This is a genomic window from Serratia sp. BNK-17, from assembly GCF_048684935.1.
Lineage (GTDB): Bacteria > Pseudomonadota > Gammaproteobacteria > Enterobacterales > Enterobacteriaceae > Serratia > Serratia nematodiphila.
In genome coordinates this window covers 1736687-1750010 of record NZ_JBLQTR010000001.1, presented here as the reverse complement: position 1 = coordinate 1750010, position 13324 = coordinate 1736687, and the positions used below count along the sequence as shown (strand labels likewise).

Here is a 13324-nt window from a genome sequence, read left to right as displayed (position 1 = left end):
TATTCATGATAATACTTTGCGCTATGCCTCTATATGATTATAGCTCCCAATGCCCCTGCCTACCCGGCGGCACCACGGAGCACGGATCCAGGTGAATGATGACGTCCGCCCCCGTAAAACGTTGCCGCAGCGCCTGTTCCACCTGATCGGCCAAGCGGTGCGCCTCGCGCAGAGGCAGCGTGTCGTCCATCTCCAGATGCAGCTGGATGAAACGCGTCGGCCCCGACTGCCGCGTGCGCAGATCGTGCGCGCCTTTCACCCCGGGCCAGGAGGAAACCACGGCGATAATCGCCTGGCGCTCGTCATCCGGCAACGCCCGATCCAACAGCGACTGCACCGCTTCGTAGCCCATGCGCAGCGCGCTATAGAGGATGTAAACGCCGATGCCCAGCGCAAACAGCGCATCCGCCCGCTGGAAGCCGTACCAGCTTAGCCCAAGAGCGATAAGAATAGCACCATTCATCATGACATCTGACTGATAATGCAGCATATCTGCGCGCACGGCCTGGCTGCGCGTTTTTCTGACCACCCAGCGTTGATAGGTGACCAGCATCAGAGTGCTGACTAACGCGATCACCGTCACGACGACCCCAACGCCGGGATCGCGCAGCGTTTGCGGCGCATACAGATGCTGGAAGCCGGTGAGAAACAGAAACAGGGCGGAACCGGAAATAAACATGCTTTGCGCCAGCGCCGCCAGCGACTCCGCTTTGCCGTGGCCGAAGGTGTGCTCGGCATCGGCCGGCTGCAGCGAATAGCGCACCACCAGCAGGTTGGTCAGCGATGCCGCGATATCGACCAGCGAATCCACCAGCGCCGCCAGCAGGCTGACAGAACCGGTCTGGTACCAGGCGACGATTTTGATCAGCAACAGCGACGACGCCAGCGCGGTAGCGGCCAACGCAGCGGACTTTACCAGGCGTGCATAGCGCTGTTCCATTGAGGGATCCCGGTCAAAAGGTATGGCGCTCAATATAGCGAAATGTCGGATAAAAAAAACCCCGCCATCATGGCGGGGAAGACAGGGATGGTGTCTATGGCAAGGAAAAACAGGGGACTACTCAGTCGTACTTCACTTCTGGGCAGAAGCTTGCTGCAAACCAGAAATTTGTTGCTCCATCTGCTGCATGCGCTGCTGATGTTTCTGGTCTAAAACACTTTTTTGCTCTGGCGTCAGCAGGTTATACATTTGGTTGCGCACCCGGGCCATTTCGACCTGGCGCTTGACCTGCTGTTGGGCCATCTTTTCCGCCTGGGCATACACGGCGGCTTCGTCAAATTTCTCTGCGGTCACCAGTTTATGCATGGCTTCCATTTCAGCTACATTGACACCAGGCAGATCGTGCCGGGCCTGGCGCATCAAATCGCGCATTTGCTGGCGCTGCTGTTCGCTGAGGCTGACACCGTCGAACATATGGTGCTGGCCGGGTATTCGGGTCATCGCGTCGTTGCCGGGAGGTTGGGCTGTGTCCGGTATAGTGTCGGCAGCGAAGGCAGCGGTCGAACCAATTGCCAGCAGTGATGCCATAACTAATGCGGTCACCTTACGCATTTCAACTCCTCAAGCTTTCTCACTTTGCGAATCAACGAGGAGCAGTGTACCGCCACACCTGAAAACCTGCGTCAGTGCATGTAAAACTACGTAAAGTCATGGAATGGCAACAGTTGATGACGTATTTTGCGTCTGGAGGTAAATCATAATGAACAAGATTCTGTTAGTTGACGACGACCGCGAGTTGACCTCGCTGTTAAAAGAACTGCTTGAAATGGAAGGTTTTAATATCGTCGTCGCGCACGATGGCGAGCAGGCGTTGTCGCTGCTGGACAGCTCCGTCGATCTGCTGCTGCTCGACATCATGATGCCGAAGAAAAACGGCATCGATACGCTGAAAGAACTGCGCCAACATCACCAGACGCCGGTCATCATGCTGACCGCGCGCGGCAGCGAACTGGACCGCGTGTTGGGCCTGGAGCTGGGCGCCGATGATTACCTGCCGAAACCCTTCAACGATCGCGAACTGGTCGCGCGCATTCGCGCCATTCTGCGCCGTTCCAACTGGAGCGAACAGCAGCAGCAGGTCGACAGCGGCGCCCCGACGCTGGATGTCGATGGCCTGCAGCTGAACCCCGGCCGCCAGGAGGCCAGCTTCGACGGCCAGGTGCTGGATCTGACCGGCACCGAGTTCACCCTGCTGTATCTGCTGGCGCAACATCTCGGCCAGGTGGTGTCGCGCGAACTGCTGAGCCAGGAAGTGCTGGGCAAACGCCTGACCCCATTCGATCGCGCCATCGACATGCATATCTCCAACCTGCGGCGTAAGCTGCCGGATCGCAAAGACGGGCATCCGTGGTTCAAAACCCTGCGCGGGCGTGGTTATTTGATGGTATCTGCAACATGATCAACAGTTTGACGGCACGCATCTTCGCCATTTTCTGGTTCACGTTAGCCCTGGTGCTAATGCTGGTGCTGATGGTGCCCAAGCTCGACTCCCGCCAAATGACCTCGCTGCTCGACAGCGAGCAGCGGCAGGGGTTGATGCTGGAACAGCACGTCGAGGCCGAGTTGCAAAACGATCCGGCCAACGATCTAATGTGGTGGCGCCGCCTGTTCCGCGCCATCGACAAATGGGCGCCGCCGGGCCAACGCCTGCTGCTGGTCACCAGCGAAGGTCGGGTGATCGGCGCGCAGCGCAATGAAATGCAGATCGTCCGCAACTTCATCGGCCAATCCGACAATTCGGATCATCCGAAGAAGAAAAAGTACGGCCGCGTCGAACTGGTCGGGCCGTTCGCGGTGCGCGACGGCGAAGACAACTACCAGCTGTACCTGATCCGCCCCGCCAACAGCCCGCAATCCGATTTCATCAACCTGATGTTCGACCGGCCGCTGCTGCTGCTGATCGTCACCATGCTGATCAGCGCCCCGCTGCTGCTGTGGCTGGCCTGGAGCCTGGCGAAACCGGCGCGCAAGCTGAAGAACGCCGCCGATGACGTGGCGCGCGGCAACCTGAAACAGCATCCGGAACTGGAGGCCGGCCCGCAGGAGTTTCTGGCCACCGGCGCCAGCTTCAACCAGATGGTCAGCGCGCTGGAACGCATGATGAACGCCCAGCAACGCTTGATCTCGGACATCTCGCACGAGCTGCGCACGCCGCTGACTCGCCTGCAGCTGGCCACCGCGTTGATGCGCCGCCGCCACGGCGAAGGCCACGAGCTGGCGCGCATCGAAACCGAAGCGCAACGGCTGGATTCGATGATCAACGATCTGCTGGCGCTGTCGCGCGGGCAGCAGAAGGGCGAGCTGGCGCGCGAGCAGTTGAAGGCCAACGAACTGTGGGCCGACGTGCTGGATAACGCCCGTTTCGAAGCCGAACAGATGGGCAAGCAGCTGGAGATCGCTGCGCCGCCCGGTCCGTGGACGCTGTTCGGCAACGCGAGCGCGCTGGACAGCGCGTTGGAAAACATCGTGCGCAACGCCCTGCGTTATTCGCACACCCGCATCGCCGTGGCGTTCAGCGCCGACAATCAGGGCGTGACTATCCAGGTTGACGACGACGGCCCCGGCGTCAGCGCCGAAGACCGCGAGCAGATCTTCCGTCCGTTCTACCGCACCGATGAGGCGCGCGACCGTGAGTCCGGCGGCACCGGCCTTGGCCTGGCTATCGTCGAGGCGGCGGTCAATCAGCATCGCGGCTGGGTGAAGGCCGAAGACAGCCCGCTTGGCGGTCTGCGGCTGGTGCTGTGGCTGCCGCTGCATCATCAACGCCTATCGTCTAAGACAGAACAGTAAGAGTTTGCTATCCTGCGCCCCTCGTTCACGAGGGGCCTGCAACATGCTGAACATCGTTTTATTTGAACCCGAAATTCCACCCAATACCGGCAATATCATCCGCCTGTGCGCCAATACCGGCTTTAATCTGCACCTGATCGAACCGCTGGGTTTCCCGTGGGACGACAAACGCCTGCGCCGCGCCGGGCTGGACTATCATGAGTTCACCCGCGTCAGCCGCCATGCCGATTACGCCGCCTTTCTCGCCGCCGAAAACCCGCAGCGGCTGTTTGCCCTCACCACCAAGGGCACGCCGGCGCACAGCGCCGTCAGCTACCAGGCCGGCGACTACCTGCTGTTCGGCCCGGAAACGCGCGGGTTGCCTGCCGACATCCTCGATGCGCTGCCCGCGCAGCAAAAAATCCGCATCCCGATGCAGGCGCAAAGCCGCAGCATGAACCTGTCGAATGCCGTATCGGTGGTGGTGTATGAAGCCTGGCGGCAGCTGGACTATGCCGGTGCGCTGATCAAGGCGTAATCCGCGACGTCGCGCCATACTGGAAGAGTCATCCTCTCCAGGCACGGCACATGGCTTTCATCGCAGAGATTGTCACCCAGCTTCGCCGGCTCGAACCGGCGCTGAACGAGGCGCTGTTGCGGCTGCAACAGGCGCAAGACAGCGAAGCGCTGCACGACTTGCGCGTCTGTCTGCGCCGCATTCGCAGCCTGCTGCGCCCGTTACGCGGCTGCCCCGGCGCAACCCGGCTCGATCGGGCCGCCGCCGAATTGGGCAGGCTCACGACGCCGCTGCGCGATCTCGAGGTGCTGATCGTCGAACTGGCGCGTCATCGCCTCGATTGGCAGGCCAACGTGCGCCAGAGCGAATTTCAGGCCCGCTACCGTCAACTGCTCACCCATCCGCAGCTCATCGGCTTTCCCTCGCTTTTGCACGCCTGGCCGCGCCGCTTTCGCCGCAGCGCGCAACGCGCTGCCAAACACCGTGTGAACCGACGCCTGCAGCGCCAACAACGGCAATTGTGCCGGGCATTGGCCGATACCGGCTACGATCGCCACCGCCTGCGGCTGCTGATCAAACGCCTGCGCTACGCGGCCGAAGCCTATCCGCAGCGCCTCCCCCTCTCTCCCTGCGCAACGGCGAGTCTGAAAGCGGCGCAAAACGCCCTCGGTGATTGGCACGACCGGGAGGTTTGGTGCCTGCAAGCCGAACATCAGGCGGATCTCTGGCCCTTGTTGCCCCGGTGGCAAGCTGAGCAACGCCAGGCGCTGGTCAGCGCGGACGCCTTGCTCGCCGCCTTATCACCGGCACTGGCGGCGAAAACCGGCGGCGCATCACGATCCTGAAAAAAGGCCGCAGCAGGGCACGCCCGGCCCCGAAAAAGCCCGATGAGGCGCAGATAATGCGCTATGTTTTGTAAGGGTAATCACCACTCATCATAGGAAACCATATGAAGAAACAACGTTTGAGCGTTGCCATGGCGGTTCTGGCGGCGGGCCTGTTGCTGGCGGGCTGTTCGTCCAAAGTCACCCAAACGAATCAATATTCGGGGTTCCTGCCGGACTACAGCAAGCTGCAGGAAACCAGCTCGCCAAGCGGCCATAAAACGCTGCGTTGGATCGATCCCACCTTTAAAGAGTCGAATTATCGCGGCGTGTATGTCGCTCCCGTAGTTTATTACCCGGCGGCTAAACCCACCGCCCGCGTCAGCCAACAAACGCTGGACAAAATTAGAAACTATACCGACCAAAGCGTGAGAAAAGCGGTGGCCGAGCGCACTACCGTTTTGAATAACCCGACAGGTTCCCGCGTGCTGTTGGCCAAAGTCGCGATTACCGCCGTGTCTGCCGAAGATGAGGATATGAAATTCTATGAAGTGGTGCCGGTAGCGGCCGTGGTGGCCAGCACCATGGCCGCCACTGGCCACCGGACGCAAAACACCACGCTGTTCCTGGAAGCGCAGTTGATCGATCAGGATAGCGGTAAAACGGTGCTGGAAGTGGTGCGCAAGAGTTACGGCAAAACCGTCAACAACGACAGTGCGCCAGTCACGGAACAAGAAGTTAAAGCGGCGATCGATGACATGGTCAACGACATCGTCACGTTCCCGAAACAGGGCTGACCGCCGCCTGAAAAACACAGGGGGAGCCGAAGCTCCCCCTGAATGGACCCGCAGGCGCGGCTTAGATGCCGTCGCCATACTCGAAGCCGTGGTTGGTGCCGTTGAAGTATTGGTCCATATCCATCGACGGCGTATCGCTCTCCGGCCGCCCGACGATGCGCGCCGGCACGCCGGCGGCGGTGGTGTGCGGCGGTATAGCCTGCAAGACCACCGAGCCCGCGCCGATCTTCGCGCCCTTGCCCACTTCGATATTGCCGAGAATTTTGGCGCCTGCGCCAATCATCACCCCTTCACGGATTTTTGGGTGACGGTCGCCGCTGGTTTTACCGGTACCGCCCAGGGTGACCGACTGCAGGATAGAAACGTTGTTCTCCACCACCGCCGTTTCACCGATCACGATGCCGGTGGCGTGGTCGAGCATGATGCCGCAACCGATGGTCGCCGCCGGATGGATGTCCACGCCAAAGGCGACGGAAATTTGATTTTGCAGGTAGATAGCCAGCGCCTGCCGCCCTTGCTGCCACAGCCAGTGGCCGATGCGGTAAGCCTGCAGCGCATGGAACCCCTTCAGGTAAAGCAGCGGCGTGGAGTATTTATCGACCGCCGGGTCGCGCAGGCGCACCGCGAGGATATCGCGCGCCGCCGAAACGATCATCTGGTTATCAGACTTGTAGGCCTCTTCCACCACCTCACGCACCGCGATGGCGGGCATGATCGGCGTGGCCAGCTTGTTGGCCAGCATATAGCTGAGCGCGCTGCCCAGGTTCTCGTGCTTGAGCAACGTCGCATGGAAAAAGCTGGCCAGCATCGGTTCACAATCAGCCAGTGCTCGCGCTTCTGATTTAATGCTGTTCCAGACCTGTTCCAACTCTTCTGACGACATCACATACCCCTTTACCTTGCCAAACGGGCCGCTTCACACGGTAGCGCGAAGCGGCCCAGGTCATTTGCGGGGTCAGCATTCCGCTGCCCCGACATATCGTTTTATGTCACGCGCTGGGTTTTTCGTCCTTTCGGGCTCGCCCCAGCAGGCTCAGCGCCGCTTCGCGGGCGTCCTTGTGGCAGTAAAGCACCTGATAAATCTGTTCGGTGATCGGCATTTCCACACCGTGCCGCTGCGCCAACGCCAACACCTCTTTGGTATTGCGATAGCCCTCGACCACCTGACCGATACTGTCCTGCGCTTCCTGCACGCCTTTACCCTGCCCCAGCATAATGCCGAAGCGACGGTTGCGCGACTGGTTGTCCGTGCAGGTTAGCACCAGATCCCCCAGCCCCGCCATGCCCATGAACGTCGAAGGATCGGCGCCCAGCGCAGACCCCAGACGGCTCATTTCCGCCAGCCCGCGCGTAATCAACGCGGTACGGGCATTGGCGCCGAAACCGATGCCGTCGGACATGCCGGCGCCGATGGCGATCACATTCTTCACTGCGCCGCCAAGCTGCACACCGATGAAGTCGGGATTGCTGTAGACGCGGAAGCTCTTGCCGCAGTGCAGCAGCTGTTGCAGATCGTCGGCGAACTGCGCATCGGTCGCCGCCAGCGCGATCGCCGTCGGCAGGCCGGCGGCCAGCTCTTTGGCGAACGTCGGCCCGGAGAGCACCGCCAGCGGGATCGTCTCGCCCAGCGCCTCACGCGCCACGTCCTGCAGCAACCGGCCGGTTTCCGCTTCCAACCCCTTGGTGGCCCACACGATGCGGGCATCCGGGCGCAGATGCGGCTTCAGCTGGCGCAGCACGTCGCCGAACACGTGGCTCGGCACCACCACCAGCACGTCGCGGCTGGCGGCCAGCGCACGCGCCAAATCGGCTTCGAGCAGCAGGGTATCGGGGAAGGGAACATCGGGCAGAAACGCCTGATTGCAGCGATCGCGCTGCAACGTTTGAATTTGCGCGGGGTTGTGCCCCCACAGCACCACGGAGTGGCCGTTACGCGCCAGCGTGATGGCCAATGCGGTGCCGTACGAGCCGGCACCGATGACAGTCATTGAAGCATTGACGGTGTTCATCAGGCATCCTGATGTGGTGCGGCACCTTCGCCTTCCGCCTGCTGCTGCAGATAGTTCATGAACAGCGCGTCAAAGTTGACCGGTGCCAGGTTCAGCTGCGGGAAGGTGCCGCGGGAAACCAGGCTGGTGATGCACTCGCGCGCATACGGGAACAAAATGTTCGGGCAGTATGCGCCCAGGCAATGCGCCAGCTGCGTGCCTTCGATGCCTGCTACCGAGAAGATGCCCGCCTGCTGCACTTCGCACAGGAACGCCGTCTCTTCGCCCAGGGTCGCCGTCACGGTTACGCGCAGTACCACTTCATACACTTCGTCAGCCAGCTGGCTGGACGCGGTATCCAGATCAAGTTTAACTTCCGGCTGCCATTCCTGCTGGAAAACCTGCGGCGCGTTCGGCGCTTCGAAGGAGATATCCTTGGTATAGATACGTTGGATCTGGAAAGCCATTTCGGTGCTGTTTTGTTCTGACATGTGAGTAATACCCTTGGTTAAACGTCCTTATTGACACTCGGTGAACCGGCAAGCTGCTTAAAGCAGCGGATCCAGGCCGCCGCGAGCATCGAGTTCATATAAATCATCGCAGCCGCCGATATGCCGGCCGTCGATGAAAATCTGCGGCACGGTGGTGCGCCCGCTGCGCTCGATCATCACTTCGCGCTTGGCGCTATCGCCGTCGATGGCGATCTCGTTAAACGCCGCGCCCTTGCTGTTCAGCAGCGCCTTGGCGCGATGGCAGAACGGGCAAGTCGCTTTGGTGTAGATATCAATGTTAGCCATGGATTGCCACCTCAAATAGGTTAAACGGTTACTTACCGCGCACCAGCGGCAGGTTTTCTCCGCTCCAGCCGGCAATGCCGTCTTTCAGCATCGTCACCTTTTCAAAACCGGCCTTGCTCAGGTTCTCCGCCGGCTCGCGGGAGGCGGTGCCGTTAGCGCACACGACGATGATCGGCTGCGCTTTGTGTTTTTCCAGCTCGCCCAGGCTGCCGTTTTTGATTTCGCTGGCGGTCAGGTTGATGGCGTTGGCCAGGTGACCACGGCGGAAATCGTCGCGGCTGCGGGTGTCGACCACCACGGCTTCTTCTTTGTTGATCAAGCGAATAGCTTCACCGCGGGCGATCTCTTTGACCTTGGAGAAACGGCTTTTGAAGGTCATGACGATCACGGCGACCAGCAGAGCGATCCAAGCCAGGCTCAGAATAGGGTGTCTGCTTACGAATGGCATAATTTCTTGCAGCATGGGGTGTAACAACTCCCGTCAGTTAAGGGATAAATAAGTCAAGGTTCCAGAGTATACCTGCCGAGTGCGGCAAATACAGCCAATAAGCAAGCGCGATTGTAGAAACTGCGGGCTGCGCTGAGAAATTCCCGACGTCAGAGCATAAAAGCCCGCGCGATTCGCCGCAACCTTGATCTCTTTGGGCTATTTATCGCCGGCGGCGGTGTAAAATCAGCCGGTTTTTCGAGGGCGAATAGCCATGCTTGCGGCGGGCGCATGGCTATTCGCAGCTTAAAAAGTTCATAAGAGGTCAATGCAATGTCGAACAACAAAAAACCGATGGTCCTGGTGATCCTGGACGGTTACGGCCACCGTGAAGAGCGGCAGGACAACGCGATCCTGAACGCCGGCACCCCGGTGATGGATCGTCTGTGGCAGGAGCAGCCGCATACGCTGATCGCCGCCTCCGGGCTGGATGTCGGCCTGCCCGATGGGCAAATGGGCAACTCCGAAGTCGGCCACGTCAATCTGGGCGCCGGGCGCATCGTGTACCAGGATCTGACCCGGCTGGACAAAGCGATCGCCGACGGCGACTTCTTCACCAACCCGGTGCTGACCGCCGCCGTCGATAAGGCCGTAGCGGCCGGCAAGGCGGTGCATATCATGGGCCTGCTGTCGCCGGGCGGCGTGCACAGCCATGACGAGCACATCCTGGCCATGATCAAGCTGGCCGCCCAACGCGGCGCCAAAGCCATTTATCTGCATGCCTTCCTTGACGGGCGCGACACGCCGCCGCGCAGCGCCGAAGCCCCGCTGCAACGCTGCCGCGACGCCTTCGCCGCATTGGGCGTCGGGCGCATCGCCTCGCTGATCGGCCGCTACTACGCGATGGACCGCGACAACCGCTGGGATCGCGTGCAGCTGGCCTATGACCTGCTGACCGCAGCCAAAGGCGATTCCGTGGCCGAGGATGCGATCGCCGGCCTGCAGGCTGCTTATCAGCGCGGTGAAAACGACGAGTTCGTCAGACCGACCGTGATCCGCGCCGCCGGTGAGGCCGATGCCGCAATGCAGGACGGCGACGCGTTGATCTTCATGAACTTCCGCGCCGACCGCGCGCGCCAGATCACCCGCGCTTTCGTGAACGCCGACTTCGACGGTTTCCCGCGCGCCAAGCAGGTGCAGTTCGGCGATTTCGTGATGCTGACCGAATACGCCGCCGACATCGCGACCGCCTGCGCCTATCCGCCGGCGCCGCTGGCCAACACCTTCGGCGAATGGCTGATGAAGCACGACAAAACCCAGCTGCGCATCTCGGAAACCGAAAAATACGCCCACGTCACCTTCTTCTATAACGGCGGCGTGGAAGCGCCGTTCAAGGGCGAAGACCGCGTGCTGGTCAACTCGCCGCAGGTCGCCACCTATGATCTGCAGCCGGAGATGAGCGCCGCCGAACTGACCGACAAGCTGCTGAGCGCCATCCGCAGCGGCAAATACGACGCCATCATCTGCAACTACCCGAACGGTGACATGGTGGGGCATACCGGCGTGTATGAAGCGGCGGTCAAAGCGGTGGAAACGCTGGACGCCTGCATCGCTCAGGTGGTTGACGCGGTGCGCGACGTCGACGGCCAACTGCTGATCACCGCCGATCACGGCAACGCCGAGCAGATGCGCGATCCGGCCACCGGCCAGGCGCACACCGCCCACACCAGCCTGCCGGTGCCGCTGATTTACGTCGGCAAACCGGCGCGCGCGGTCGAAGGCGGCAAGCTTTCGGACATCGCGCCAACCCTGTTAACGCTGATGGGAATGGAAATCCCGCAAGAGATGACTGGTAAGCCGCTGTTCATCGTGGAATAATCCTTCTCCATGAGGGAGAAGGCGTTTTTTGCACTATCAAGGGTAACCCGAAGCGCAAACGCAGGCAGCCGGCCGCTGCCTGAACGCACCGCGCCAAGGACGTTCACCGCCATGTGCGCCAGCGTATTTTGCGCTGGCGTCTTGCTGTTGCCGCTCGCCGGCCAGGCGGCGGAAGACAATAAATCCCAGCTGAAAGACATCCAGCAGAGCATCGCCGAGAAAGAAAAAGCGGTGAAGCAGCAGCAACAGCAGCGCAGCTCGCTGCAGGATCAGCTGCGTCAACAGGAAAAAACCATCGCCCAGGCCAGCCGCCAGTTGCGCGACACCCAGGGCACGCTCACCCAGTTGGGCAAGGATATTTCCGGCCTGAACGCCTCGATAACCAAACTGCAAAAGCAGCAATCGACCCAGCAAAATCTCCTCGCCAAACAGCTCGATGCCGCCTTCCGGCAAGGGCAGCACAGCGCCGTGCAGCTGATCCTCAGCGGTGAAGAAAGCCAGCGCAGCGAACGTATTCTGGCCTATTTCGGTTATCTGAACGAAGCGCGCCAGAAAACCATCGAAGAGTTGAAACAGACCCGCACCGAGCTGGCGAAGCAAAAAACCACGCTGGTGGCCAAACAGGGCCAGCAAAAATCCTTACTGAGCGAGCAACAGACGCAGCAGCAGAGGCTGGAGCAGGCGCGCGGCGCCCGCAAGAAAACGCTGACCGCGCTGGAAGCCTCGCTGGAAAAAGACCAACAACGCCTGGTGGAACTGCGCCAGAACGAAGCCCGCATGCGCGACAAGATCGCTCGGGCGGAGCGCGAAGCCCGTGCGCGCGCCGAACGCGAAGCGCGTGAAGCGGCCAAAGTGCGCGAGCAGGTGCGCATCAAGGAACAGCAGGCGAAGAAAACCGGCACCACCTACAAACCTAGCGAAGCCGATCGCTCGCTGATGGCGCGAACCGGCGGCCTCGGTCGTCCGGCCGGCCAGCTGATGTGGCCGGTGCGCGGCCGCACGCTGCACGGCTTTGGCGAGCAGCAGCAGGGCGAGCTACGCTGGAAAGGCATGGTGATCGAAGCCCGCGAAGGCAGCGAAGTGAAAGCCGTCGCCGATGGCCGCGTGCTGCTGGCCGACTGGCTGCAAGGCTATGGCCTGATGGTGGTGGTCGAACACGGTAAAGGCGACATGAGCGTGTACGGCTACAACCAAAGCGCGTTGGTCAACGTCGGGGCGCAGGTGCGCGCCGGCCAGCCGATCGCTCTGGTCGGCACCAGCGGCGGCCAGGGAACGCCGTCGCTCTATTTCGAAATCCGTCGTCAGGGACAGGCGGTTAACCCACTGCCGTGGTTGGGAAGATAGATTTGCGTTATGTCAAAACCCGTACAGCTTTGTTAATCGGCTGTCTGCTGCAGGTTTACGCTGCGCAGGCAGGAAAACTCTCCATCGTCATCGATGACGTGGGCTACCGCCCTCACGAAGAAAACGCGGTGCTGCAAATGCCGACGGCGATCTCGGTCGCAGTCTTGCCCAACGCGCCGCATGCCCGCCTGATGGCCACCCGCGCCCACAGCCAGGGCCGCGAAGTCTTGATCCACATGCCGATGGCGCCGCTCAGCAAGCAGCCGCTGGAACGCGATACCCTGCAGCCTTCCATGAGCAGCGACGAGATCCAGCGCATCATCCGCAACGCGGTGAACAACGTGCCCTACGCGGTCGGCATGAACAACCACATGGGCAGCGCCATGACCTCCAGCCTGCCGGGCATGCAGAAAGTGATGCAGGCGCTCGAAAGCTACCGCCTGTACTTCCTCGACAGCATGACCATCGGCAGCAGCCAGGCGACCCGCGCCGCGGCCGGCACCGGCGTGAAAGTGATCAAACGCAAGGTGTTCCTCGACGATACCGCGAACGAAGCCGATATCCGCCGCCAATTCAACCGCGCGGTTGAATTGGCGCGGCGCAACGGATCCGCCATCGCCATCGGCCACCCGCGCCCGGCGACGGTGAAGGTGCTGCAGCAGATGCTGCCGTCGCTGCCCGCCGATATCGTACTGGTCAAACCGAGCGCGCTGCTGAACGAACCGCAGGGCAACGGCGGTGGCAGCTACGTCCCGCCGGTCAAACCGCAAAAACCGCAGCCGAAGAACCCGTTCAGCGGCGGCATCAAGCAGTGCAAGGTCAAACCGCCGAAGGAAAAAGCCAACGCCGGCACCGCGCTGGGCGTTATCGCCGACAGCATTGCCACCTCGCCGCCGGTGACTTTCATCAAGCGTCATTGGCAGCACTGGACGCAAACCAAACCGCAAGCATAAAAAAAGGGCCGGAATTCCGGCCCTTTTCAC

The 13324-nt window shown here is 61.2% G+C and carries 15 protein-coding genes; 8 read left to right on the top strand and 7 right to left on the bottom strand.

Features of this window, described 5'->3' with window-relative positions; genetic code table 11:
- Window positions 1-37: 37 nt before the first annotated feature.
- Together fieF and cpxP are read right to left on the bottom strand one after the other, a co-directional pair.
- The gene (gene fieF / locus ACMGF7_RS08395; RefSeq protein ID WP_049240823.1) at window positions 38-940 is read right to left on the bottom strand and encodes a CDF family cation-efflux transporter FieF; all 903 of its coding nucleotides are present in this window, start codon (window positions 938-940) and stop codon (window positions 38-40) included.
- A gap of 132 nt (window positions 941-1072) precedes the next feature.
- A complete protein-coding gene (cpxP, locus tag ACMGF7_RS08390; protein ID WP_004931122.1) occupies window positions 1073-1552 on the bottom strand; it encodes a cell-envelope stress modulator CpxP in 480 nt (159 codons plus the stop codon).
- 148 nt (window positions 1553-1700) lie between these two features.
- Between cpxP and cpxR the strand changes: the two genes are divergently transcribed.
- From cpxR to ACMGF7_RS08365, 5 genes are all read left to right on the top strand, one after another.
- Window positions 1701-2399 carry an envelope stress response regulator transcription factor CpxR gene (gene cpxR / locus ACMGF7_RS08385; RefSeq protein ID WP_004931124.1) on the top strand — a complete coding sequence of 233 codons (699 nt, stop codon included), beginning with the start codon at window positions 1701-1703 and terminating at the stop codon, window positions 2397-2399.
- On the top strand, window positions 2396-3790 hold the full coding sequence (gene cpxA / locus ACMGF7_RS08380) for an envelope stress sensor histidine kinase CpxA (protein ID WP_015379421.1): 1395 nt from the start codon (window positions 2396-2398) through the stop codon (window positions 3788-3790). Before cpxR ends, cpxA begins: the two co-directional genes overlap by 4 nt.
- A 43-nt stretch (window positions 3791-3833) precedes the next feature.
- Window positions 3834-4307, top strand: a complete 474-nt coding sequence (gene trmL, locus ACMGF7_RS08375; protein ID WP_004931130.1) for a tRNA (uridine(34)/cytosine(34)/5-carboxymethylaminomethyluridine(34)-2'-O)-methyltransferase TrmL — start codon at window positions 3834-3836, stop codon at window positions 4305-4307.
- Window positions 4308-4357: 50 nt separating this feature from the next.
- Complete coding sequence (locus ACMGF7_RS08370) at window positions 4358-5131, top strand: CHAD domain-containing protein (protein ID WP_325994800.1); 774 nt, start codon at window positions 4358-4360, stop codon at window positions 5129-5131.
- A gap of 104 nt (window positions 5132-5235) precedes the next feature.
- A complete protein-coding gene (locus tag ACMGF7_RS08365) occupies window positions 5236-5907 on the top strand; it encodes a DUF3313 domain-containing protein (RefSeq protein ID WP_004931134.1) in 672 nt (223 codons plus the stop codon).
- A 61-nt stretch (window positions 5908-5968) separates the two neighbouring features.
- Here ACMGF7_RS08365 and cysE read toward each other — a convergent pair whose 3' ends face one another.
- From cysE to ACMGF7_RS08340, 5 genes are all read right to left on the bottom strand, one after another.
- Window positions 5969-6790 carry a serine O-acetyltransferase gene (gene cysE / locus ACMGF7_RS08360; RefSeq protein ID WP_004931135.1) on the bottom strand — a complete coding sequence of 274 codons (822 nt, stop codon included), beginning with the start codon at window positions 6788-6790 and terminating at the stop codon, window positions 5969-5971.
- Between the two features lie 106 nt (window positions 6791-6896).
- Window positions 6897-7916 carry an NAD(P)H-dependent glycerol-3-phosphate dehydrogenase gene (gene gpsA, locus ACMGF7_RS08355; protein WP_049240826.1) on the bottom strand — a complete coding sequence of 340 codons (1020 nt, stop codon included), beginning with the start codon at window positions 7914-7916 and terminating at the stop codon, window positions 6897-6899.
- Window positions 7916-8386 (bottom strand): protein-export chaperone SecB, encoded by a 471-nt coding sequence (secB, locus tag ACMGF7_RS08350; RefSeq protein WP_004931139.1) that lies wholly within the window; start codon window positions 8384-8386, stop codon window positions 7916-7918. The genes gpsA and secB overlap by 1 nt, the downstream gene beginning before the upstream one ends.
- A gap of 57 nt (window positions 8387-8443) precedes the next feature.
- The gene (gene grxC / locus ACMGF7_RS08345) at window positions 8444-8692 is read right to left on the bottom strand and encodes a glutaredoxin 3 (protein WP_019452217.1); all 249 of its coding nucleotides are present in this window, start codon (window positions 8690-8692) and stop codon (window positions 8444-8446) included.
- 28 nt (window positions 8693-8720) lie between these two features.
- Complete coding sequence (locus tag ACMGF7_RS08340; RefSeq protein WP_015379424.1) at window positions 8721-9155, bottom strand: rhodanese-like domain-containing protein; 435 nt, start codon at window positions 9153-9155, stop codon at window positions 8721-8723.
- Window positions 9156-9452: 297 nt separating this feature from the next.
- Between ACMGF7_RS08340 and gpmM the strand changes: the two genes are divergently transcribed.
- Genes gpmM through ACMGF7_RS08325 form a run of 3 tightly spaced genes read left to right on the top strand, consistent with a single transcriptional unit; the run spans window position 9453 to window position 13294 of the window.
- The gene (gene gpmM / locus ACMGF7_RS08335; RefSeq protein WP_049187724.1) at window positions 9453-10997 is read left to right on the top strand and encodes a 2,3-bisphosphoglycerate-independent phosphoglycerate mutase; all 1545 of its coding nucleotides are present in this window, start codon (window positions 9453-9455) and stop codon (window positions 10995-10997) included.
- Window positions 10998-11006: 9 nt separating this feature from the next.
- Window positions 11007-12341, top strand: coding sequence for a murein hydrolase activator EnvC (gene envC / locus ACMGF7_RS08330; RefSeq protein WP_049240829.1), 1335 nt, complete (start codon window positions 11007-11009; stop codon window positions 12339-12341).
- 2 nt (window positions 12342-12343) lie between these two features.
- Complete coding sequence (locus ACMGF7_RS08325; RefSeq protein WP_049240830.1) at window positions 12344-13294, top strand: divergent polysaccharide deacetylase family protein; 951 nt, start codon at window positions 12344-12346, stop codon at window positions 13292-13294.
- Window positions 13295-13324 lie beyond the last annotated feature (30 nt).